We start from the raw sequence: 21,001 nt of genomic DNA, 5'->3' as shown, positions 1-21,001 counted from the left end.
AGTGGAGCGGGGTGCTGCAGGACCGGGCGGTTCAGGATAACGCCGTGATCCGGCCGCATCCAACTGGCAGGATTTTGCGCAGGCTACCTTTCGCCGGGCTGCCTCAGCGGCTCAGACGTTCGTCGAGCTCCTGCAGGCGCTGCGGCGTGCCGACGTCGGTCCAGGCGCCCTGATAGTGGCTGCCTGTAAGTTGGCCCCGGGCCATGGCACGTTCGAACAAGGGCCTCAGTTTGAAGCGGGGCGGCGAATGCTCCGCGCCGGCATCTGGGACGACGTCGTGCCAATGGTCCAGCAATTCGCGTCGAAACACGCCGATACCGCTATAGGTAAGGCGGGGCGCGCTGTTGTCGTCATGGATCATGCCTTGCGTGTCGAGCGCGAAATCGCCGTGGATGTGGTGAGGCGGGTTGTTCACCATCAACAGATGGCCGACGCCCCTGGGTTCCGCAGGCAGCAACGCGAAGTCGGCATCGGTCCACACGTCTGCGCTGATCACGAGGAACGGTTCGGGGCCCAGCAAGGGCAGGGCATTGAGCATGCCGCCGCCGGTTTCCAGCGGCGTAGGGCCTTCGTAGGCGTAGCGGATGCGCAGGCCCCAGCGCGAACCGTCGCCCAGTGCATCGGGAAATTGAGCGGCCAGGTGCGAGGTGTTGATCACCACGTAGCGCACGTCGATCGCGGCGAGTTTTTCCAGATGCCATTCGATCAGGCGTTTGCCGCCGGCTTCCAGCAAGGGCTTGGGCGTGCGGTCGGTGAGCGGCCGCATGCGCTCGCCGAGGCCAGCGGCAAAGATCATGGCGTGCCTCATGCAGTGACCACCTGCGTGAGGTCGCGACCTTCCGCGTGCTGCTTCAGCAACGCCACGAAATCCGTCAGTTCGGGATAGCGTTCCGCCACCGACACCACGTAGTGATACACGCGCGGCACGTCGGTGAGGTAGCCCGGTTTGCCATCGCGATACCACAGGCGATAGAACTGGCCGAGCACGCGGATGTGGCGATGCAGGCCGGTCAGGTCGAACCAGCGCAGGAAACGTTCGCGGCCGACGTTTTCATCGATCACGTTCGCCTTGAGCAGGCGCTGCCGGTACGACTCCACCCAGCCTTCCACGCGTTCGCGCGGCCACACGATGTAGGCATCGCGCAGCAGCGAGGCGAGGTCGTAGGTGATCGGGCCGGAGAGTGCGCCCTGGAAATCGATGATGCCGGGATTGTTGCTATCGACGATGAGCAGGTTGCGGCTGTGGTAATCGCGATGCACGAACCGGCGCGGCTGTTCGAGCGCGTTGCGGATGATCACGCTGAAGGCGGCTTCCAGCACGTCCCATTCGCCGCACGTCGGCGTGTAGCCAAGGTGCTTGCCGAGGAACCATTCGGGCATCACCTCCAACCCGCTCACCAGGCGCGGGTGATCGAACAGCGGCAGATCGGCGTGGTCCATGCGCGTCTGCATCAGCAGCAGCGCGTCCATCGCGTCGCCGTAGAGACGATCGGCGTTGTCGTCGTTCAACGCAGGCAGATAGAGCTGCGTGCCGAGATCCTCGATCAGCAGGAAGCCTTGCTCCAGGTCCTTGGCGTACACCGCCGGCACATGCAGGCCCGCAGCGGCCAGTCGCTCACCGATGGCGAGCCACGGACGAGGGTCTTCCTGCGCGATCGGCGAATCCATCACCACCCAGCTTTTGCCGGCGTGATGCGTGCGCCAGTAGCTGCGAAAGCTGGCGTCGGACGAGGCGGATGCGAGGGTGAGCGTGGCGTCGCCGAGGGCGGAGCGGGTCCAGGCGAGGCGAGCGGCGGCGCGGTCAGGGGCGGTGGTCATGGTGTGCTGCGGGTGGCGATGTGCGCAGCTTACCGGCTCCTGCGGCCCGCTTCCTCTCCCCTGCGAAAGAGGAAGCGGGTCAACGTTTACGACAGGTTGTATGCCTTCTCTTCGTGCAGCGAGAGATCCAGGCCCACCTGCTCCTGCTCGTCGTCCACGCGCAGGCCCAGCGTCCAGTCGATCAGCTTGAGGATGACCAGGCTCAGCACGGCGCTCCACACCACGGTGAAGCCCACGCCCTTGGCCTGTATCCACAATTGTCCGAACAGCGATTCCACCGTGCCGAAGCCGCCGAGCTTGGGCGAGGCCAGCGGGCCGGTGAGCAGGGCGCCGATGATGCCGGCGATGGCGTGCACGCCGAACACATCCAGCGAGTCGTCATAGCCGAGCTTGTGCTTGAGGCGCGTGGCACTGAAGAAACAGACAACACCTGCGATGAGACCAAGCACCAGCGCGCCGCCCGGCCCGGCCGTGCCAGCCGCGGGCGTAACGGCGACGAGGCCGGCGACCGCACCGGAAACGATGCCCAGCACACTGGGGCGACCATGCACGATCCATTCGATGGCCAGCCAGCCCAGCGCAGCGGCGGCTGTGGCGATTTGCGTGACCAGCATGGCCATGCCTGCGCTGCCGTTGGCCGCGACTGCCGAGCCCGCATTGAAGCCGAACCAGCCCAGCCACAACAGGCTCGCGCCCACCACGGTGTAACCAAGGTTGTGCGGCGGCATTGGCACGTTGGGATAACCGCGACGCTTGCCGATGACCAGGCACGCGACGAGGCCGGCGATGCCCGCGTTGATGTGCACCACCGTGCCGCCCGCAAAATCGAGCACGCCCAGATCGCCAAGGAACGAACCCGGACCGCTCCACACCATGTGCGCCACCGGCAGGTAGACGATGGTGAGCCACAGCCCGCTGAACCACAGCAGCGCGCTGAACTTCATGCGTTCGGCGAACGCACCGATGATGAGTGCGGGTGTGATGATGGCGAAGGTGAGCTGGAACATCACGAACACGCTTTCCGGCACCGTCTGGTAGCGCGAATCGGGTTTGAGCCCGGCCAGAAAGGAGCGATCCCATCCGCCGATGAACGAATGCAGGTTGGTCACGCCGGCCTGCATGCCTTCCGTGCTGAAGGCCAGCGAATAGCCGTAGACCATCCACAGCACCGACACCATCGCCGTGATGGCGAAGCACTGCATCAGCACCGACAGCAGGTTCTTCGCGCGCACCATGCCGCCGTAGAACAGCGCGAGGCCCGGGATGGTCATCAACAGCACCAGCGCGGTGGCGGTGAGCATCCATGCGGTGTCGCCGCTGTCGATGCGCGTGGGCGCGGCCGCGGCGGCCTGTGCCCACGCGGGCGAGGTGGCCAGCAAGCCGATGAGGGCGAGCAGCGGGCGCGAGGTCTTCAAGTCAAAGCGCATCGACGTCGACCTCCTGCGTGCGAATGCGGATGGCCTGTTCCAGCTCGCTCACGAACACCTTGCCGTCGCCGATCTTGCCGGTGCGGGCGGCGCCGACGATGGCCTCCACGGCCCGGTCGAGCTGCTCGTCCGCCACGGCCACCTCAAGCTTCAGCTTGGGCAGGAAATCGACCACATACTCCGCACCCCGATACAACTCGGTGTGCCCGTGCTGGCGGCCGAACCCCTTCACCTCCGTGACGGTCATGCCCGTCACGCCCACCTCGGTCAGTGCCTGCCGGACATCGTCCAGCGTGAACGGTTTGATGATGGCCGTTATCCACTTCATCCCCAACGCTCCCCGTGCGGTCGATATGTCGCGGTGCAGCAGGATGCGTGCCATGAGCTCTGCACGGGCGCTTCGAGTTTCTCGCCGTCATTCCCGCGAAAGCGGGAATCCAGCGCCTTTCAACGAGTTAGCGGAGAACGAAAGTCACTGGATCCCCGCCTTCGCGGGGATGACGGTAAGGAGAGGGGATCGCTCGGGATCCCGATAGTCGCGCCATTGCCCGGAAAAAGAGCAGATCCGGTCTCTCAAATCCCGCTTTTGGTGCGCCGCCGCGGTTTGACCTCACACCCATTAATCAGTACCATTTTGGTACCGATTCCCCGCCGTCTCCCTGGCCGATTCCCCCATGCTCCGCGTCAGCCGACTCACCGACTACGCCACCGTGGTGATGACCTGCATCGCCGCCCATCCTGACGACGTGCTCAGCACGGCGCAGATCGCCGATGAGGCGCGCCTGGAGCTGCCCACCGTGAGCAAGCTGCTGAAGTCGCTCGGCCATGCCGGGCTGGTGGAGTCCTTCCGCGGCGTCAACGGCGGCTACCGCCTGGCGCGACCGGCCGGGGACATCACCCTGGCGCAGATCGTGGAGGCGCTGGAAGGCCCCATCGGGATGACCGAATGCAGTCTTGCCGAAGGCCAGTGCGAGCGCGAATCGCTGTGCGGCGTGCGCTCCAACTGGCAACACGTCAACAGCGTGGTGGACAGCGCGCTTCGCGCCGTCAGCCTGTCCGACATGCTCAAACCACCCAGTCGTCGCATCGACGCCAACCTGATCGGATGACCACAGGCCATCCATGACGACCGCCCACGACGACACGAATACGACCATGACCACCGAAACCACCGAACGCAGCGAGCTTACCGCCACGACACTTCGCGACAACGCCGAAGTGGCCGAAGCGCTGGGCCGTCGCTACGAAGCCGGCTTCGTCACCGACATCGAGACCGACTATCTGCCGGCCGGTTTGTCCGAAGACATCGTGCGTCAGCTGTCCGCGCTCAAGAAGGAGCCGGAGTGGATGACCGAGTGGCGCCTCAAGGCGTATCGCCACTGGCTCACCATGCCCATGCCCGACTGGGCGAAGTTGAACCTCACGCCGATCGATTACCAGTCCATCAGCTACTACGCCGCGCCCAAGTCTGGCCCGAAGTCGCTGGACGAAGTCGATCCGAAACTGCTGGAAACCTACGACAAGCTCGGCGTGCCGCTGCACGAGCGCGCCAAGCTCGCGGGCGTGGCGGTGGATGCGGTGTTCGATTCGGTCTCCGTGGGCACCACCTTCCGCAAGGAACTGGCCGAAGCCGGCGTGATCTTCTGCTCCATGAGCGAGGCGATCCGCGAACATCCCGAACTGGTGCAGAAGTACCTCGGCAGCGTGGTGCCGGTGGGCGACAACTTCTTCGCCGCGCTCAACTCGGCCGTGTTCTCCGATGGTTCCTTCGTGTTCATCCCCAAGGGCGTGCGTTGCCCGATGGAGCTGTCCACCTACTTCCGCATCAACGCCATCAACACCGGACAGTTCGAGCGCACGCTGATCGTGTGCGAGGACGATGCGTACGTGTCCTATCTCGAAGGCTGCACCGCGCCGATGCGCGACGAGAACCAGCTGCACGCCGCCGTGGTCGAGCTGGTGGCGCTGGAACGCGCGCAGATCAAGTATTCCACCGTGCAGAACTGGTACCCGGGCGATGAGAACGGCGTCGGCGGCATCTACAACTTTGTCACCAAGCGCGGCGACTGCCGCGGCAACGACTCGAAGATTTCCTGGACGCAGGTGGAAACCGGTTCGGCCATCACCTGGAAATATCCCAGCTGCGTGTTGCGTGGCGACCGCTCGGTGGGCGAGTTCTACTCGGTGGCGCTCACGCACCATCGCCAGCAGGCCGACACCGGTACCAAGATGATCCATATCGGCAAGGGCACCAAGTCGAAGATCGTCTCCAAGGGCATCAGCGCCGGCCGCAGCAGCAACAGCTATCGCGGCCTGGTGAAGGTGGAGAAGGGCGCCGAAGGCGCGCGCAACTACACGCAGTGCGACTCACTGCTGATCGGCAAGAAGTGCGGCGCGCACACCTTCCCGTACATGGAAGTGAAGAATCCCACCGCCATTGTCGAGCACGAGGCGACCACCTCGAAGATTTCCGACGACCAGCTGTTCTACTGCCGCAGCCGCGGCATCGGCGAGGAAGACGCCGTATCGATGATCGTCGATGGCTTCTGCAAGCAGGTCTTCCGCGAACTGCCGATGGAATTCGCGGTGGAAGCGAAGAAGCTGCTGGAAGTCTCGCTGGAAGGCGCGGTCGGCTGATCGCCTTCATCGCTGCATCCGATCCTTATTTTGAACACGCGGCGCTACGGCGTTGCCCACTGAAGAAACCGTCATGCTGAAGATCGAAAACCTGCACGCCCGCGTCGAGGGCAAGGACATCCTCAAGGGACTCACGCTCAGCGTGAACCCGGGTGAGGTGCACGCGATCATGGGCCCCAACGGCGCCGGCAAATCCACGCTCGGCAACGTGCTCTCCGGTCGTGACGGTTACGAAGTGACGGAAGGTTCGGTTACCTTCAACGGCGTCGACCTGCTCGCGCTGGAACCGGAAGAACGCGCCGCTGCAGGCGTGTTCCTGGCGTTCCAATATCCGGTGGAAATCCCCGGCGTGAACAACACCTACTTCCTGCGCGCCGCGCTCAATGCCCAGCGCAAGCAACGGGGCGAGAAGGAACTCGACTCCATGCAGTTCCTCAAGCTGGTGCGCGAGAAGCTGAAGATCATGCAGATCTCCGACGAGCTGCTGCATCGCGCGGTGAACGAAGGTTTCTCCGGCGGCGAGAAGAAGCGCAACGAGATCTTCCAGATGGCCGTGCTGGAACCGAAGCTGGCCATCCTCGACGAAACCGATTCGGGCCTCGACATCGATGCGCTCAAGCAGGTCGCGCAGGGGGTGAACGCGTTGCGTTCGGCCGAACGTGGCTTCCTCGTCATCACGCACTACCAGCGCCTGCTCGACTACATCGAACCGGATTTCGTACACGTGCTGGCCGATGGCCGCATCGTGGAAAGCGGTGACAAGACACTTGCGCTGAAGCTGGAAGCGCAGGGCTACGCGTGGGTGAACGACAAGGATCCCGCGCTTATCGGAGCCTCGGCATGAGCGAAGCCCAGCGCACGCCTTTCGTTGAATCGCTGATGGAAGCTTCCGCGCAGGCACGGCTGCCGGGCAGCGGTATCGGCTGGCTGGATGCCGCGCGCCGCGAGAACTTCGATGCCTTCGTGGCCGGTGGCCTTCCTGATGGCCGCGCCGAAGCATGGAAATACACGGCCCTGCGCGCGCTTAGCCAGCGCCGCTTCGCTGCATCGGATGCGCAGGCTTCCACGCTTGCCATCGATATCGATGGCTTTGCCCTGCCAGGTATCGATGGTCCGCTGCTGGTGTTCGTCAACGGCGTGTTCCGCGAGGAACTCTCGCGCATCGGCCAGCTGCCTGCGGGCCTGAGCCTTTTGCCGCTTTCGAAAGCGTTGCAGGGCGATGCCGAGCCGCTGCGTTTCGCCTTGTCGCGTCACTACCGCGAAGGCGGCGATGTCTTCGCCCGCCTCAATGCGGCACTTGCCGCCGATGGCGTGGTGCTGCGCGTGGCAGCGGGTGCAAAGATTACGCAGACGGTGCGACTGCTTTTCATTGGTGCACCGGCGGAACAGGCACTCGCCTGGCACGTGCGTCACGTGATCGAACTGGGCGAGGGCGCCGAGTTGTCGCTGGTGGAACAGCACGTCACGGCCGGCGCGCACCAGAACCTGGGCACGCAGGTCACCGACATCGTGCTGCGCCAGGGCGCCAAGCTGCGTCACGTGGCGCTGCAGGACGTTTCCGAAGGCAGCACGCTGGTGCGCCACGACAGCGTGCAGTTGGATGCGCAAGCACACGCGGCGCTGTATGCGCTGGAGCTTGGCGGCTCGCTGGTACGTCATGACCTGCACGCGACGCTGGCGGGCGATGCATCGCGTCTGGATACGCGTGGCGTGTTTGCGCTGCGCGGCCGCCAGCACGTCGATACGCAGATGTCGATTCGCCACCAGGCGCTCAACACCGCATCCGAATCCGTGTGGCGCGGCGTGGCGGACGAGCGTTCGCGCGGCGTGTTCCGCGGCGCTATCGTGGTGGCCGAAGGCGCCGATGGCAGCGACGCCAGCCTGAGCAGCAAGAATCTCCTGCTTTCCGGTCAGGCCGAGATCGACACCAAGCCGGAACTCGAAATCTACGCCGACGAAGTGAAGGCCGCGCACGGCGCCACCGTGGGCCAACTCGACGAGCGTTCGCTGTTCTACCTGCGCTCGCGCGGCATTCCGTTGGCGGAAGCGCGCGCCATGCTCACGGCGGCGTTCTGTCGCGCAGTGTTCGAATCGCTGCCCGAGGAAGGGTTGCGCGAACACATCAACGAACGACTGATGGCGCAATTGCCCTCCGCCTGACCGGCGCCCCGACAGCAAGGCGAAACGAACACGATGAACGCACAGACCCAGCCGAGCCCCACCGTCTTCGACGTGCAGCGCGTCCGCGCCGATTTCCCGCTGCTGTCGCGCACCGTCCACGACAAGCCGCTCATCTACTTCGACAACGCCAACACCAGCCAGAAGCCGCTGAGCGTGATCGAGGCGGTGGACCAGCATTACCGGCTGCGCAACGCCAACGTGTCGCGCGCGGTGCATCTGCTCGGCGAGGAAGCCACGGCTGCGTACGAAGGCGCGCGCGACAAGCTGGCGCGTTTCATCAACGCCACCTCGCGCAACGAGCTGATCCTCACCTCGGGCACCACGCAGGCGATGAACCTGATCGCCTACAGTTTCGCGATGCCGCGCCTGAAGGAAGGCGACAGCATCCTCACCACGGTGATGGAACATCACGCCAACATCGTGCCGTGGCAGATCGTGGCCTCGCGCACGGGCGCCACGGTGAAGGCAGCGCCCATCGATGATCGCGGCGAGCTGATCGTCGAGAAGTACATCGAGATGCTTACGCCCGACGTGAAGCTGGCCTGCGTCACGCATGTGTCCAACGTGCTTGGCACGGTGAACCCGGTGCGCGAGATCGCGCGCGAATGCCGCAAGCGTGGCATTCCGCTGGTGGTGGACGGCTCGCAGGCCGTGCCGCATCGTCCGGTGGACGTGCAGGCGCTGGGCTGCGATTTCTACGCCTTCACCGGCCATAAGATGCTCTCGCCCACGGGCACGGGCGGACTGTGGGCACGCAAGGAGCATCTCGAAGCGATGCCGCCGTTCTTCGGCGGTGGCGAGATGATCCGCGAGGTGAGCTTTTCGGGCACCACCTTCGCCGCGCCGCCGCACAAGTTCGAGGCGGGCACGCCCAATATCGCCGGTTTTGCCGGAGTGGGTGCCGCCATCGACTACTACGATTCGATCGGCTTCGATGCCATCCATTCGTGGGAACAGCAGCTGCTGAGCTACGCCACCGAACGCCTGCGCGACATTCCCGGCCTGCGCCTGTTCGGCGAGGCGAAGGAGAAGGAGCCGGTCATCTCCTTCCTGATCGAAGGCGCACAGGCCACGGACCTGGCCACGCTGCTCGACCTGCAGGGCGTGGCCGTGCGCTCTGGCCACCATTGCGCGCATCCGCTGATGCAGTTCTTCAAGGTGCCCGCCACGCTTCGCGCCTCGCTGGCGTTCTACAACACGCGCGAAGAGGTTGATGCGTTCATTACCGCACTGTTGAAGGTTCGCAAGCTGCTGATGTAACCGCAACCCGACTTCCTCTCCTCGAAGGGGAGAGGGTTGGGGCACGGCGACCTTCACTGGCTGCTCTGCTTCTTCTTCAAGTCCTCGATATAGCCGATTTCGCCCAGCGACTTGGGTTCGTTTGGCGTGATCTTCAGGCACTCCCGGTACTTGGCCATCGCCTCGTCCAGCCGGTGCAGTTCCACCAGCGCATAACCCTGCCCGCGCAGGGCGACGCATTGGCCATGCGCGGCGTCGTCGCCCATGCTGATCTGCGCATAGGCCTCACCCGTTTCGTAGAGTGACAGCGCTTTGTTCCAGTCGCGCTTCTGGATCATCACGTAACCCAGCTCGTTGTTGTACTGCGCGTCAAACGGCGCAAGCGCGAGAGCCTTGCCCAGCTCGACTTCCTCATCGTCATAGCGCGCCATTTCGCCGTACGCGTACCCGCGTGCCCAATAGGCTTCCGCCCATGCGGGCCCAAGCACCTGCACGTTCCGTTTCTGCGACGCACCCAGGCCGGCATAGAGCACGGCATCCGCCATGCCGCGCGCACTGTAGATGTCCTTTGGAGGTGCGCCGTACTGCGCCTCGTACTTGTGAACGATGCCGTTCAACGGGCCATCGATGGCGGCCATGATCTGTCCCGACTGGATCATCTTGACGCCGCGAAGTACCTCCGTAAGGTCGGCATCGTCGCTGGCCTTGGGCGCCAGGGTGATCGTGCTCTTGCTGCCCGCCGCCACGGTGGCCAAAGGCACGGGTGCTGTTGACGATGCGGGAGAAGCCGCAGGTTGTGATGCGCAGCCGGCGATAAGGCAGGCCGTCAGGATGACCCAGAGAATCGATCGCATCGCGTAACTCCCCTGTGAGTGTGGGGGCAGCTTAGGGCGTCAGGATGGCGAGAAACAAATGCTGGGACGATACCTACAGCCGGTCGGAGCAAAGCTCGCCGGGATCGTATGCTCGTGGCGGTTTTCGCGGGAATGACGATGTGAGCTTAAGCCAAGTCTCGTTAGCGATGTTTCCGCCCCAAAGAAAAAAACCCGCGGCATGCCGCGGGTTTTTTGCTACACGTCCCAGTTGGAACGACTTACCAGATCTTCACCTGCTTGTCGGCCGAACGCACCATCGCGTCGCCTGCCTTGCACTGGAACGCCTGTGCGAAGGCCGGCATGTTCGACGGCGCACCGATGGCGCGGAATTGCGCCGGTGCGTGCGGATCGGTGTTGAGCAGGGTGAGCTGCGCTTCCGGGCGGATGCTGCCGCGCCACACGCGGCCCCAGTTGAGGAAGAAGCGCTGGTCTTCGGTGTAGCCGTCGATCGTCTTCTTCGCTTCGGCCGGGTTGCGCTTCAGCGCCATCTGCAGCGCGTCGTAAGCCGCGTTGAGGCCGCCGAGGTCGCCGATGTTCTCGCCCATGGTCAGCTTGCCGTTGACGAACTTGCCCGGCAGCGCTTCGTAGTGGTTGAACTGGTCGGCGAGCAGGTCGGTGCGCGCTTCGAAGGCCTTGCGGTCTTCGCCGGTCCACCAGTTGACGTTGTTGCCCTGCGCGTCGAACTTGCTGCCCTGGTCGTCGTAGCCGTGGCCCATTTCGTGGCCGATCACGGCGCCGATGCCGCCGTAGTTGATGGCGTCGTCAGCCTTGGCGTCGAAGAACGGCGGCTGCAGGATGGCGGCGGGGAACACGATCTCGTTCTTCAGCGAGTTGTAGTACGCGTTTACCGTCTGCGGCGTCATGCCCCATTCGGTACGGTCCACCGGCTTGCCGATCTTGGCGACCATGTAGTCGTAGTTGAATTTGTCGGAGGCTTCCACGTTCTGGAAGTAGCTGTTGCTGGCCGGAATGGCCAGGCCGGCCCAGTCACGCCACTTGTCCGGGTAGCCGATCTTGGGCGTAAACGTGGCCCACTTTTCCAGCGCCTTCTTCTTGGTAGCGTCGCTCATCCACGGCAGGTTCTCGATGCGGTTCTTGTACGCCGCGCGAAGGTCGCCCACGAGCTGCTCGGCGCGCGCCTTCGACGCCGGCGAGAAGGTCTGCGCCACGTAGAGCTGGCCCAGCGCCATGCCCATGCCGCCTTCCACGCTGTCGAGCGTGCGCTTCCAGCGCGATTTCATTTCCTTCTGGCCGTTGAGCGTCTTCGCGTTGAACGCGAAGTCTTCCTGCTGGAACGGCGTGGAGAGATACGGCGATGCCGCGTCGATGGCGTGGAAGCGCAGGTAGGCCTGCCAGTCGCTCGTCGGCACGTCGGCGAGCATCTTGTCGAATTCGGCAAAGAACTTGGGCTGCGACAGCGAGAAGCCCTCCTTCACATCCGCGCCCTGCGCCTTGAAGAACGCGGCCCATTCGAAGTGCGGCGTCACCTTGTCGGCATCAGCGATGCTCACGTAGTGATAGCGGTTTTCCGGCTGGCGCAGTTCCGTGGGCACCAGCGACGCAGCGGCAAGGCGCGTTTCGAATGCCATCACAGCCTTTGCCTGCGTCTGTGCATCGGCTTCGCTCACGCCCACCAGCTGCAGCGTGCGGGCGATGTGCGCCACGTATTCGGTGCGGATCTTTTCGAAGTCCGGCTTGCTGTAGTAGTCGGCCGTGGGCAGGCCCAGTCCGCCCTGGTTGGTGTAGGCGATCTGGCGGCTGGAATCCTTGAAGTCCGCGTTGCCGTTGAAGCGGAACGCCACCGGGTTGCCACGGGCGTAGCTGTCGGTGATGTACGCGACGACGTCCTTGCTGTTCTTCAGCGCATCGATGCGCGCGAGCTCCGGCTTGATCGGCTCATAGCCGGCCTTTTCGATGGCGGCTTCGTCCATGCCCGAGGCGTAGAAATAGCCGATCTTCTGCTCGATGGAACCCGGCTTGGCGGTGGCGGCGCCCTTGGCGGCCTTGTCCACGATGCTGTGCTGCACGTTGAGGCTGCCCTCGCGCAGCGCGTCGAACGAACCCCAGCGCGTGCGATCGGCGGGAATGGGGTTGGCGGCCAGCCACTTCGCGTTGACGAAGCCGTTGAAGTCGTTGCAGACGCCCTTGCTGGCATCCAGTTCCTTCACGTCGAAGGATCCTGTGGGGGCGGCCAGTGCACTGGTGCACAGGCCAAGGCCCACGGCCAGCGCGAGCGGTTTCAAAAAGCGGTTCTTCATGGATTCTCCCTGGATGGAATGCGGTGCGCGCATCGGGTCGTGGGACGCTAGTCCCCAATCCACAGGCTAGGCAGGGCTGTCAGGTAGAGGACAGTGTCGAAGGTCATTGTGCAGTGCGATCCGGAGTCGGGCGGTATCATGACGGCATGCCTACTCTCCCTCTCTATCGCGCGGCCGTCGCCGCCGACATACCGGCCGTGGTCGCCCTCGTTGAATCGGCCTACCGCGGCGAATCCGGCCAGCGCGGCTGGACCACCGAAAGCCATCTGCTGGACGGCCAGCGTACCGACGCGGAAAGCGTGCGCGAGCTGATCGGCCGCGACGACAGCATCATCCTGCTGGCCGAGCGCGATGACGTCTTGCTCGCCTGTTGTCACATTGAACGACAGGGCACAGCCGGTTACTTCGGCATGTTCGCCGTCAATCCGGATTTGCAGATGGGCGGCATCGGTCGTGCCTTGCTCGCCGAGGCCGAACGCGTGGCACATGCGTCGTGGCGCGTGCCGGCGATGCGCATGACGGTGATCGAGCAACGCGCCGAACTCATCGCCTGGTACGAACGCCGAGGCTACGCGCTCACCGGCGAAACGCTGCCGTTTCCCTATGGCGACGAACGCTGCGGCCTGCCGCGTCGCGATGATCTGCGCTTCGTGTGCATGAGCAAGCCGCTGGGCGAGGTGTTCGCATGAATCTCGCCGACTGGGTTTTCGTGGGCACGCGTAGCGAGATGCTGCCGGGCGAATTCAAGGTGGTATGGGATGGCGACACCGCCATCGCCGTCTACAACATCGACGGCGATCTCTACGCCATCGAGGACGTATGCAGCCACGACGGCGGCGAACTTGCCGGCGGCCAGGTGCATGGCTTCGAAGTGGAATGCCCGCGCCACGGTGCGCGCTTCGATGTGCGCACCGGCGCCGTCATGTGCCCGCCCGCGTACGAGCCGATTGCCAGCTTCCCGGTGCATGAAGTGGATGGGCAGATATGGACGCGGGACGACCGGTAAGGCCGGCCGTCACATCAACGTGCGGAGAAATGGAGAGCGGCCTTCGGGCGGCTCCCCGCATTCGTCAGAACCGGTACACGAACGCCAGCGTCGTGGTGAGCTGGTTGGCTGAGCCGAAGTGGCGCACGAGCGGACTGTCGGCGGCATCGCCCAGCAGTCGCGCGTAGTTGATGGCCACGGCCACACCAGTGTGTTCGCTGGTGGGCATGTACGCGTCGTATTCGAACGAGATCTGCTGGCTGCCCGCACTTGGCGACCATGGCGACGTATCGAGTTTCGCGGCCTGTTCCGGCGTGACGCCGAAGAAGCGACGCATCGCGGGACCGTTCATGGCTTGCCACTGCAGCTGCACGCTGTGGTTGAAGTAACCGATGGCGGGCAGGTCGCAGTCTGCGTAGAGGTTGAGGTAGGCGCCGGCACCCTGTGTGTCGTGCGCCAGGTTGCCGCCCACGCTGAAGGCCTTGGTGGCCTGGTATTCCAGGTAACCGCCCGCGTTGAGTCGGGGCGACAGCGAGTCCACGATGCCACCCAGTTTGGGGCCGAGGTCGCTGCGTTCGCGGCCCCACAGATAGTTGCCGTAGAAGCCGCCGCGCCATGAGCCGCTGTGGATGAAATCCACGGTCAGGCCATCGAGCGTCGAGAGCGTGATGTGCCACGGCAGCTCGGCGTCTACATAGGGCACCGGCTGATTGCGATGGTCCTTGGACCCGATCCATCCCGGCATGCGTTGCACACCGGCGCCAAGAATGATGTTGCGGTCCTCAGGAGAAGCGTCATCCGCGCATGCGATGGAGGAAAGCACGCAGGCGCAGAGCAGGGCGGCGGTGCGCAGCATCGCGGGATAGGTGAAGCGCAACGACATGCCGACCGACATCACGCGCCTGGCTTGGCGCGCGCACCTGTCTGGTCGGCAAATTGCACGATCACGCGCTGGCCGATGCGCAGCGACGGCGGCGGCGTTTCGTCGAACACCAGCACGCATTCCACCGTGCGAGTGTTGGCGCGGATCAGCGGATCTTCTTCCAGCGCGCTGGGACCGAACACGGTACCGATGCGCTGTACGTGCGCACTGAGCGTGGGCACGCCGCTACCGCTGTCGTCCACCACCTGCGCATGCATGCCGTCGTGCACGGCGCTTACGAACGATTCGTTGAGTTCGGCGCGCACGATGCGTGCGCCTTCCGGCAGCAGCACGAAGGCAGCGCCGCCTTGCGGCGACACGGTGGCGCCGGGCTGGATGTCGCGCTCGACGATCTGTGCATCCACCGGCGCGACCAGGCTGCGCTGCGCGAGTTCGTAACGCGCGGCTTCCAGCTTCTGTCCTGCCATGGCTTCGGCGGCCCGTGCGTTGTCGAGTTCGCCTTGCAGTTGGTTCGCCGCATCCTTGGCGTCGTCGGCGCTCTGGCCGTCGCCCGCACCGGCCGCAGCGGCGGCCTGCAGTCGCGTGGCGCGCTGCTGGGCTGCCTTCAGTCGCGCATCCAGCATGTTGCCTTGCGCCTTGGCCTGTTTCTGTTCGGCCTCGGCTGCACTCACGGCCAGCTGCGCAGGCTTGGTGTCGAGCACGGCCAGCACCTGGCCTTTCTTCACATGATCGCCTTCGCGCACCTTGATGTCGGCCACCACGCCTTCGCGCGGCATGCTCAACTTGAGCAGGCCGCCCTCGATGTCGACACGGCCGCGCGCCACGGCCGCATACGGCGTGGCGGGCGCGGCCTGCGTGTTCGACTTGCCGCTGTCGTCGTGCGAGCAGCCGACGAGCAGGGGCGCAACGAGTGCGAGCACGAGCAGGGAATGAAGCGGACGCAGGGTCATGCGGAAGGTTCCTCGTGGCCTGACGGCGGCGTCGACGTCGGGGAGGGCACACGGTCACTAAGGATACGGCCATCCTCCATGGCGAGCACGCGGTCGGCGTGGCCCACCAGTCGAGGATCGTGGCTGACGCACAGCACGGTGGTGCCGTGCGTGCGGGCAATGCGGTGCAGGATATCGATGACGATCTGGCCATTCGCGGCATCGAGCGCGCTGGTGGGCTCGTCGGCGAACAGCAGGCCGGGCTCCTTGGCGAGCGCGCGGGCAATCGCCACGCGCTGCTTTTCGCCGCCGGAGAGTTCGGAAGGGCGCAGCTCCATGCGCGGGCCCATGCCTACTTCTTCCAGCGATGCCACGGCGCGCCGCCGTGCTTCGCCGGGTGCAAGGCCGAGATAGCTCAGTGGCAGTTCCACCTGTTCAAGCGCATTGAGCGCGGGAAACAGATTGAAGCCCTGGAACACGAAACCGGTGTGCAGCAGGCGAAAGCGCTCCAGCTCGCGCGTGCCGAGCACACCCAGATCCTGGCCCAGCGCCATCACGTGGCCGCTGTCGGCTGCCTGCAGTCCGCTCAGGATGGCGAGCAGCGTGCTCTTGCCGCAACCGGATGGGCCGGAGATGAGGGTGAGTTCGCCGGCGCGTACGTCGAGCGTGAGGTCGTGCAGCACGGTGTGATGAATCGGCCCGGACGAGAACGACTTGCTCACGTTGCGAGCCTGCAACGAAACGGTGGGCACGGAATGGGGCTGCGCGCTCATCGCTTACCTCAGCAAGGTGGCAGGGTCGGCGCGGCGCAGGCTGCGCATGGCGGCAAGACCCGAGACGATGGCCAGGCCCATGCCCAGCGCCAGGCACGCCAGCGTGGTCCACGGATCGAGTGCCACCGGCACGCTGCGGCTGCGCGCAATGGCCAGCGCGATGGCGCCGAGCACGGTGCTTCCGACCAGGCCGAGCGCGCCCACCCAGAACGCCTGCTCCATGACCACGCGGCGCAACGCACCTACGCCCACGCCGAGTGCGTTGAGCGTGGCGTATTCGCGCACCGAGCCGATCACCGCGGCGACCAGCGTCTGGCTGGTGATCACCGCGCCGACGAGGAACACGATGCCGGCGAGGAACAGCACGCCTGCGCCGGCGCCCGTGTCGAACATCCAGTAAAGCTGCGAGCGGCGGGCGAAGTCCTGCGCGGTCCACACGTCGTACTTGCCGAAGGCGGTGTTGCCGCGCAGACGCGCCGCGACTTCATCGGCTTGGGCCGGATCGCGCAGCTTCGCCACGAAGTAGGTCATGCGGTTGGCGTTGGAAGGGTCGGTGTCCAGTTCGGCGGCGGTAGCGAGCGATGCCACCACGTTCACGCCACCGAGCGCACGCAAGCCGCTGCTCACACCGACCACGCGCACGCGATGGCCGTTGATCACGGCACTGTCGCCCACATGCACGCCAAGGCTGTCCAGGTCGGCGCGGTCGACGATCACCGCGTCCGGTTCGTTCAAGCGTGCACGCAGTGCCGGTGGCAGGGCGTGTGCGAACAGCATGCCGTCCGGACGTGCGTTGATGCCAGAGACGAATACCGATACGCCGCCTGTGTCGCTGGGCCCGCGCCAGTCGGCGTCGACCCAGTGGAACGGTTCCACGGCCGTCACGGACGGGTCCATGCGCAGTCGCATTTCCACACCGGAGTCGATCGAGCGGCCGAGATTCACGCTCTGCGTGCCGGGATAGCCGGCCCACAAATCCGCCGACGAACCGGTGATGTATACGCTCGCGCTACCGAAGATGCCCAGCACCAGCGCGGCCTGCAGCAGCTGCAACAGGCCAGCGAAACCCACGGCGAGAATCGCCGGCAGGAAGCGGCGCCATTCGTAGACGAGTGTTTTGCGTGCCAGCGCGACCATCAGTCCGTGCCTTTCGCGGCCGACGCGGTGGCCGGTGCCGGCGGGGCAGGCATGGAAGCGCCGCCGAGCGCTTTGTAGAGCGAGACGTAGGCGAGGTCGCGCGCGGCAATGGCGCTCACCAGTTCGAGTTGCGCGCGCTGGTTTTCGATCAGGCCTTCTTGCACGTCCAGGTTGCTGCCCAGGTTGAGTTCGGCGCGCTTGCGCAAGGCCGCGGTGGTGCTATCCAGCGCCACCGTGGCGCGTTGCGATGCGTCTTCGCGGGTGCGCGATTGCTCCAGATCGCCCATCGCGGTTTCCGCCTCGGCCACGCCTTGCAGCACGGCTTGGCGATACGCATAGACGGCAGCCTTCAGTTCGTGATCCTTCGCATGCGCCGCCGCCACGCGCTGGCCCCAATCGAACAAGGGCACGTCGATGATCGGGCCATACGAGGAAATCGCCTCGCCCGTGTGCACGTGATAGTTGGAGAAGATGTTCGCCGACCACTGCAGCGACGCACCCAGACCGATATGCGGATAGATGTCCGCACGGCTCAGGCCGAGTTCGCCGGCGGCGCGCAGCACTTCGGCTTCCGCACTGGCGATCTCGGGGCGTGCGCGCAACATGTCGGCGGGCGCGGTGGTCAGCTGCCACTCGCCCAGGCGCGGTTGCGGACCGGGCGTGAGCCAGGCCGGATCGGGCTCGGGTTGTCCCACCAACAGGGCGAGTTGCTGCACGCAGGCATTGATGACCTGCTCGGGTTCGGTCAGTGCAGCCTCGGCGCGGGCGAGTTCGGCCTGGGTCTTGGCGACTTCGACCGGTGGCACCAGCTTGAGCCCAGCGCGCACCTGCAGCAGGCGCAGCTTTTCCTGCTGCGCATCGCGGATGGCCGTGAGCAAGCGGGCCTGCTCCTGTGCCGAGCGCAGTTCGATCCAGCGCCGGCTGACTTCGGCGACCAACGACACCTGCGCGCCACGCAAGGCGGCCGCCGCGCCGTTTTCCTGTCCCTGCGCCGCGCGCTTGCTGCTCTGCCACGCGCCGAACAGCGGAAGCTCCCACACCGCATCGAAACCGACGACGAAATACGAGGCCGTGGTGTCCGGATCGATCACGTCGTTGGTGCGCCCGTGCAGGTTGGGCAGGTAGGGGTCGTGGGCGTGGTGGTTCAGGGTTCGCGCAGCGCGCAGGCGCTCGGCGGCCTGGGCCACGTCCAGGTTGTTCTGGAGGGCGCGCTCGACCAGGGCGTCCAGGGCGGGGTCGCCCAGCGCGGTCCACCAACCCTTGAGGTCGGCGGCGGGAGGCGCCACGCCGGCCGGCGCATTGCGCCAGGTTTCCGGGACGGGCGGTTTGAGCTCGGGCAGCGGGGCCACCGAGCAACCGGCCAGCACCGCAAGTCCACACGCCAACAGGCCGCTGGCGAGCAGATGGCGATCCCGGCGAGGCACAGCTTCCATGTTCGGCAGATCCGGGTTGTTTCGACGCTGAAGCACGAAATTCCTGAGGTTTGAGCAACGGCACGCCAGGGAGTTCCCTAGCATACCGGAGCAAGCCTTCAACTAGCTTATTGAATGGCCGACATCAGGGTACCTCTTTTTGCGCAGCATCTTTCGGAAAGAAAGGGGGCCGAAAGGGGTGTCTTCCTAGTCTTGTCCTCACACTGCATTAGCGGAGCTTCACCGAGTGACAGGCTGGACCATCCTCTGCGACTTCGACGGCACCATCTCCGTCGAGGACGTGATCGACTCGCTGCTCGACCGTTTCGGCCGTCCGGGCTGGGAAACGCTTGAGCAGGACTGGCGTGCCGGCCGCATCGGCTCGCGCGAATGCATGACCGGGCAAGTGGGTCTGCTGGACATGACCCAGGACGAGCTGGACAAGCATCTCTCCTCGCTGTGGATCGACCACGCGTTCCCGGCCTTCGTGGCCAGGGCGCGCGAGCTGTCGACCCCGCTGCGCGTGGTGAGCGACGGCCTCGATTACGCCATCCACAAGATCCTTGGTCGTTACGGCCTGGACGATCTGCCGCTGGCCGCCAATCACCTGGCCCCGGCGACGCCGCCGCGCCAGTGGCAGCTCACCTCGCCATTTCAGGCGGACGGCTGCCGCAGCGGTACGTGCAAGTGCGCCGTGGCGGCACAAGCTGCCAAGACAGGCACCAAGACGCTGCTGATCGGCGACGGTGCCTCGGACTTCTGTGCCGCCGACCGCGTCGATTTCGTGTTCGCCAAGCACCGCCTGATCGAACACTGCCGCGCCGCGGGCATCCCCTACGTGCCGATCACCGGCTTCGAGGACGCGCTGGAGCTGCTGCCCCGTCTGCTCGACGGCAGCCTGCTGGCCGAACACACGCCGGGCGAACCTGCCCTGGCCGTCACGATTCCCTGAACGGGCCTCGCCCGTTCCACCCCTTTCTGATCGATTCCGGATTTCCCTGATGAACGCTTACGACAAGAACGCCGCTGGCGTGGTCATTCCCGACGCGCAGCTGCTGGCCGATGAGGCCGAGTGGAGCTCCTTTGGCGACACCGTGCATTACGTCGATCCGCCGAAGATCTTCCGCCACGGCGAAGGCAGCTGGATGATCGATACCGCCGGCACGCGCTTCCTCGATCTGCAGATGTGGTACTCGGCCGTGAACTTCGGTTACGGCAACAAGCGCCTCAACGACACGCTGAAGAATCAGATCGACGTGCTGCCGCAGGTGGCTTCGCAGTATCTGCACCAGACCCGCATCGAGCTGGCCAAGACCATTGCGGTCGACGCGCAGCAGAAGTTCGGCGTGAAGGGCCGCGTGCACTTCAACGTCGGCGGCGCGCAGGCGGTGGAAGATTCGCTCAAGCTGGTGCGCAACTACACCGGCGGCAAGAGCCTGATGTTCGCCTTCGAAGGCGGCTACCACGGTCGCACGCTGGGCGCTTCGTCGATCACCTCCAGCTACCGTTACCGTCGCCGCTTCGGCCACTTCGGCGAGCGCGCGATGTTCGTGCCGTTCCCTTATCCGTTCCGCCGCCCCAAGGGCATGACGCCGGAAGAATATTCCGATGCCTGCGTGCGCCAGTTCGCGCGCCTGTTCGAGACCGAATACAACGGCGTGTGGGATCCCAAGGTCAATCAGGCTGAGTACGCCGCGTTCTACGTCGAGCCGATCCAGGGCACCGGCGGCTACGTGTTGCCGCCGATGAACTTCTTCAAGGACCTGAAGAAGGTGCTGGACCAGTACGGCATCCTGATGGTGGTCGACGAAATCCAGATGGGTTTCTGGCGCACCGGCAAGCTGTGGTCGATCGAGCACTTTGGCGTGACGCCGGACATCATCGTGTTCGGCAAGGCGCTCACCAACGGCCTGAACCCGCTGTCGGGCCTGTGGGCGCGCGAAGAGATGATCAACCCGACCATCTTCCCGCCGGGCTCCACGCACTCCACGTTCAATTCCAACCCGCTCGGCACCGCGCTGGGTCTGGAAGTGATCAAGATGGGTTACGAGCTGGACTACGAGACCAGCGTGCCGAAGAAGGGCGCGCACTTCCTCGAAGGCCTGCGCGACCTGCAGAAGCGTCACAAGGAAATCGGCGACGTGGACGGCCTCGGCCTCGCCATGCGCGCGGAGATCTGCACCGACGACGGCTTCACGCCGAACAAGGCGCTGCTCGACAAGATGGTCGACATCGGCCTGGCCGGCGACCTGGAGCACAACGGCAAGAAGATCGGCCTCGTGCTCGACGTGGGTGGCTGGTACAAGAACGTGATCACCTTCGCGCCGTCGCTGGACATCACGCACGAAGAAATCGACCTGGCCATCGCGCTGCTCGATCAGTTGCTGACCAAGGCCAAGAAGGCAATGTAATCCTCACGACGCCGCGGGTGAAAACCCGCGGCGTCG

20 protein-coding genes are annotated in these 21,001 nt (G+C 65.0%); 9 read left to right on the top strand and 11 right to left on the bottom strand.

Annotated elements, in window-relative coordinates; all coding sequences use genetic code 11:
• Positions 1 to 103: 103 nt before the first annotated feature.
• The 4 genes from murU to ABIC75_RS10645 all read right to left on the bottom strand — a co-directional run bounded on the left by murU (position 104) and on the right by ABIC75_RS10645 (position 3,573).
• Positions 104 to 808 (bottom strand): N-acetylmuramate alpha-1-phosphate uridylyltransferase MurU, encoded by a 705-nt coding sequence (gene murU / locus ABIC75_RS10660; RefSeq protein ID WP_354013839.1) that lies wholly within the window; start codon positions 806 to 808, stop codon positions 104 to 106.
• On the bottom strand, positions 805 to 1,818 hold the full coding sequence (locus ABIC75_RS10655; protein WP_354013838.1) for an aminoglycoside phosphotransferase family protein: 1,014 nt from the start codon (positions 1,816 to 1,818) through the stop codon (positions 805 to 807). Before ABIC75_RS10655 ends, murU begins: the two co-directional genes overlap by 4 nt.
• An 86-nt stretch (positions 1,819 to 1,904) precedes the next feature.
• The gene (locus ABIC75_RS10650; protein WP_354013837.1) at positions 1,905 to 3,245 is read right to left on the bottom strand and encodes an ammonium transporter; all 1,341 of its coding nucleotides are present in this window, start codon (positions 3,243 to 3,245) and stop codon (positions 1,905 to 1,907) included.
• Entirely contained in the window at positions 3,235 to 3,573 is a 339-nt protein-coding gene (locus tag ABIC75_RS10645) for a P-II family nitrogen regulator (RefSeq protein WP_354014343.1), read from the bottom strand. The genes ABIC75_RS10650 and ABIC75_RS10645 overlap by 11 nt, the downstream gene beginning before the upstream one ends.
• 346 nt (positions 3,574 to 3,919) lie before the next feature.
• Between ABIC75_RS10645 and ABIC75_RS10640 the strand changes: the two genes are divergently transcribed.
• From ABIC75_RS10640 to ABIC75_RS10620, 5 genes are all read left to right on the top strand, one after another.
• On the top strand, positions 3,920 to 4,354 hold the full coding sequence (locus ABIC75_RS10640) for an SUF system Fe-S cluster assembly regulator (RefSeq protein ID WP_354013836.1): 435 nt from the start codon (positions 3,920 to 3,922) through the stop codon (positions 4,352 to 4,354).
• A 46-nt stretch (positions 4,355 to 4,400) separates the two neighbouring features.
• On the top strand, positions 4,401 to 5,882 hold the full coding sequence (gene sufB / locus ABIC75_RS10635) for a Fe-S cluster assembly protein SufB (protein WP_354013835.1): 1,482 nt from the start codon (positions 4,401 to 4,403) through the stop codon (positions 5,880 to 5,882).
• Positions 5,883 to 5,955: 73 nt separating this feature from the next.
• Positions 5,956 to 6,726: a Fe-S cluster assembly ATPase SufC gene (sufC, locus tag ABIC75_RS10630; RefSeq protein WP_354013834.1), complete on the top strand. Its 771-nt coding sequence runs from the start codon at positions 5,956 to 5,958 to the stop codon at positions 6,724 to 6,726.
• Positions 6,723 to 8,042 carry a Fe-S cluster assembly protein SufD gene (sufD, locus tag ABIC75_RS10625; RefSeq protein ID WP_354013833.1) on the top strand — a complete coding sequence of 440 codons (1,320 nt, stop codon included), beginning with the start codon at positions 6,723 to 6,725 and terminating at the stop codon, positions 8,040 to 8,042. The genes sufC and sufD overlap by 4 nt, the downstream gene beginning before the upstream one ends.
• 33 nt (positions 8,043 to 8,075) lie before the next feature.
• Positions 8,076 to 9,323, top strand: coding sequence for an aminotransferase class V-fold PLP-dependent enzyme (locus ABIC75_RS10620; protein WP_354013832.1), 1,248 nt, complete (start codon positions 8,076 to 8,078; stop codon positions 9,321 to 9,323).
• A gap of 53 nt (positions 9,324 to 9,376) precedes the next feature.
• On the opposite strand, the gene ABIC75_RS10615 is transcribed toward ABIC75_RS10620, so the two are convergent.
• Positions 9,377 to 10,156, bottom strand: coding sequence for a tetratricopeptide repeat protein (locus ABIC75_RS10615; protein ID WP_354013831.1), 780 nt, complete (start codon positions 10,154 to 10,156; stop codon positions 9,377 to 9,379).
• A 239-nt stretch (positions 10,157 to 10,395) separates the two neighbouring features.
• Positions 10,396 to 12,435: a M13 family metallopeptidase gene (locus ABIC75_RS10610; RefSeq protein WP_354013830.1), complete on the bottom strand. Its 2,040-nt coding sequence runs from the start codon at positions 12,433 to 12,435 to the stop codon at positions 10,396 to 10,398.
• A 146-nt stretch (positions 12,436 to 12,581) separates the two neighbouring features.
• On the opposite strand from ABIC75_RS10610, the gene ABIC75_RS10605 reads away from it, so the two are divergent.
• Complete coding sequence (locus tag ABIC75_RS10605; protein ID WP_354013829.1) at positions 12,582 to 13,124, top strand: GNAT family N-acetyltransferase; 543 nt, start codon at positions 12,582 to 12,584, stop codon at positions 13,122 to 13,124.
• Positions 13,121 to 13,441, top strand: coding sequence for a non-heme iron oxygenase ferredoxin subunit (locus ABIC75_RS10600; protein ID WP_354013828.1), 321 nt, complete (start codon positions 13,121 to 13,123; stop codon positions 13,439 to 13,441). Before ABIC75_RS10605 ends, ABIC75_RS10600 begins: the two co-directional genes overlap by 4 nt.
• Positions 13,442 to 13,505: 64 nt before the next feature.
• On the opposite strand, the gene ABIC75_RS10595 is transcribed toward ABIC75_RS10600, so the two are convergent.
• Genes ABIC75_RS10595 through ABIC75_RS10575 form a run of 5 tightly spaced genes read right to left on the bottom strand, consistent with a single transcriptional unit; the run spans position 13,506 to position 18,575 of the window.
• Complete coding sequence (locus ABIC75_RS10595; RefSeq protein WP_354013827.1) at positions 13,506 to 14,303, bottom strand: MipA/OmpV family protein; 798 nt, start codon at positions 14,301 to 14,303, stop codon at positions 13,506 to 13,508.
• Positions 14,304 to 14,314: 11 nt separating this feature from the next.
• Entirely contained in the window at positions 14,315 to 15,253 is a 939-nt protein-coding gene (locus ABIC75_RS10590) for an efflux RND transporter periplasmic adaptor subunit (protein WP_354013826.1), read from the bottom strand.
• Positions 15,250 to 16,005, bottom strand: coding sequence for an ABC transporter ATP-binding protein (locus tag ABIC75_RS10585; protein ID WP_354013825.1), 756 nt, complete (start codon positions 16,003 to 16,005; stop codon positions 15,250 to 15,252). The genes ABIC75_RS10590 and ABIC75_RS10585 overlap by 4 nt, the downstream gene beginning before the upstream one ends.
• A gap of 3 nt (positions 16,006 to 16,008) precedes the next feature.
• Entirely contained in the window at positions 16,009 to 17,142 is a 1,134-nt protein-coding gene (locus ABIC75_RS10580) for an ABC transporter permease (protein ID WP_354013824.1), read from the bottom strand.
• Positions 17,142 to 18,575, bottom strand: a complete 1,434-nt coding sequence (locus ABIC75_RS10575) for a TolC family protein (RefSeq protein ID WP_354013823.1) — start codon at positions 18,573 to 18,575, stop codon at positions 17,142 to 17,144. Before ABIC75_RS10575 ends, ABIC75_RS10580 begins: the two co-directional genes overlap by 1 nt.
• Positions 18,576 to 18,801: 226 nt before the next feature.
• Between ABIC75_RS10575 and ABIC75_RS10570 the strand changes: the two genes are divergently transcribed.
• Together ABIC75_RS10570 and ABIC75_RS10565 are read left to right on the top strand one after the other, a co-directional pair.
• The gene (locus ABIC75_RS10570; protein WP_354013822.1) at positions 18,802 to 19,506 is read left to right on the top strand and encodes an MtnX-like HAD-IB family phosphatase; all 705 of its coding nucleotides are present in this window, start codon (positions 18,802 to 18,804) and stop codon (positions 19,504 to 19,506) included.
• Positions 19,507 to 19,555: 49 nt separating this feature from the next.
• Positions 19,556 to 20,965: an aspartate aminotransferase family protein gene (locus ABIC75_RS10565; protein ID WP_354013821.1), complete on the top strand. Its 1,410-nt coding sequence runs from the start codon at positions 19,556 to 19,558 to the stop codon at positions 20,963 to 20,965.
• The last annotated feature ends 36 nt before the right edge of the window (positions 20,966 to 21,001 follow it).

Source organism: Dyella japonica (assembly GCF_040545895.1).
In the GTDB taxonomy this organism is placed as follows: Bacteria; Pseudomonadota; Gammaproteobacteria; order Xanthomonadales; family Rhodanobacteraceae; genus Dyella; species Dyella japonica_D.
This window is presented reverse-complemented; position numbering and strand designations above follow the sequence as displayed.

Bases quoted from the DNA above. Each gene is read 5' to 3' on its own strand.
- murU (WP_354013839.1), bottom strand. From the start codon at position 808: ATGAGGCACGCCATGATCTTTGCCGCTGGCCTCGGCGAGCGCATGCGG.
- ABIC75_RS10655 (WP_354013838.1), bottom strand. From the start codon at position 1,818: ATGACCACCGCCCCTGACCGCGCCGCCGCTCGCCTCGCCTGGACCCGC.
- ABIC75_RS10650 (WP_354013837.1), bottom strand. From the start codon at position 3,245: ATGCGCTTTGACTTGAAGACCTCGCGCCCGCTGCTCGCCCTCATCGGC.
- ABIC75_RS10645 (WP_354014343.1), bottom strand. From the start codon at position 3,573: ATGAAGTGGATAACGGCCATCATCAAACCGTTCACGCTGGACGATGTC.
- ABIC75_RS10640 (WP_354013836.1), top strand. From the start codon at position 3,920: ATGCTCCGCGTCAGCCGACTCACCGACTACGCCACCGTGGTGATGACC.
- sufB (WP_354013835.1), top strand. From the start codon at position 4,401: ATGACCACCGAAACCACCGAACGCAGCGAGCTTACCGCCACGACACTT.
- sufC (WP_354013834.1), top strand. From the start codon at position 5,956: ATGCTGAAGATCGAAAACCTGCACGCCCGCGTCGAGGGCAAGGACATC.
- sufD (WP_354013833.1), top strand. From the start codon at position 6,723: ATGAGCGAAGCCCAGCGCACGCCTTTCGTTGAATCGCTGATGGAAGCT.
- ABIC75_RS10620 (WP_354013832.1), top strand. From the start codon at position 8,076: ATGAACGCACAGACCCAGCCGAGCCCCACCGTCTTCGACGTGCAGCGC.
- ABIC75_RS10615 (WP_354013831.1), bottom strand. From the start codon at position 10,156: ATGCGATCGATTCTCTGGGTCATCCTGACGGCCTGCCTTATCGCCGGC.
- ABIC75_RS10610 (WP_354013830.1), bottom strand. From the start codon at position 12,435: ATGAAGAACCGCTTTTTGAAACCGCTCGCGCTGGCCGTGGGCCTTGGC.
- ABIC75_RS10605 (WP_354013829.1), top strand. From the start codon at position 12,582: ATGCCTACTCTCCCTCTCTATCGCGCGGCCGTCGCCGCCGACATACCG.
- ABIC75_RS10600 (WP_354013828.1), top strand. From the start codon at position 13,121: ATGAATCTCGCCGACTGGGTTTTCGTGGGCACGCGTAGCGAGATGCTG.
- ABIC75_RS10595 (WP_354013827.1), bottom strand. From the start codon at position 14,303: ATGTCGTTGCGCTTCACCTATCCCGCGATGCTGCGCACCGCCGCCCTG.
- ABIC75_RS10590 (WP_354013826.1), bottom strand. From the start codon at position 15,253: ATGACCCTGCGTCCGCTTCATTCCCTGCTCGTGCTCGCACTCGTTGCG.
- ABIC75_RS10585 (WP_354013825.1), bottom strand. From the start codon at position 16,005: ATGAGCGCGCAGCCCCATTCCGTGCCCACCGTTTCGTTGCAGGCTCGC.
- ABIC75_RS10580 (WP_354013824.1), bottom strand. From the start codon at position 17,142: ATGGTCGCGCTGGCACGCAAAACACTCGTCTACGAATGGCGCCGCTTC.
- ABIC75_RS10575 (WP_354013823.1), bottom strand. From the start codon at position 18,575: ATGGAAGCTGTGCCTCGCCGGGATCGCCATCTGCTCGCCAGCGGCCTG.
- ABIC75_RS10565 (WP_354013821.1), top strand. From the start codon at position 19,556: ATGAACGCTTACGACAAGAACGCCGCTGGCGTGGTCATTCCCGACGCG.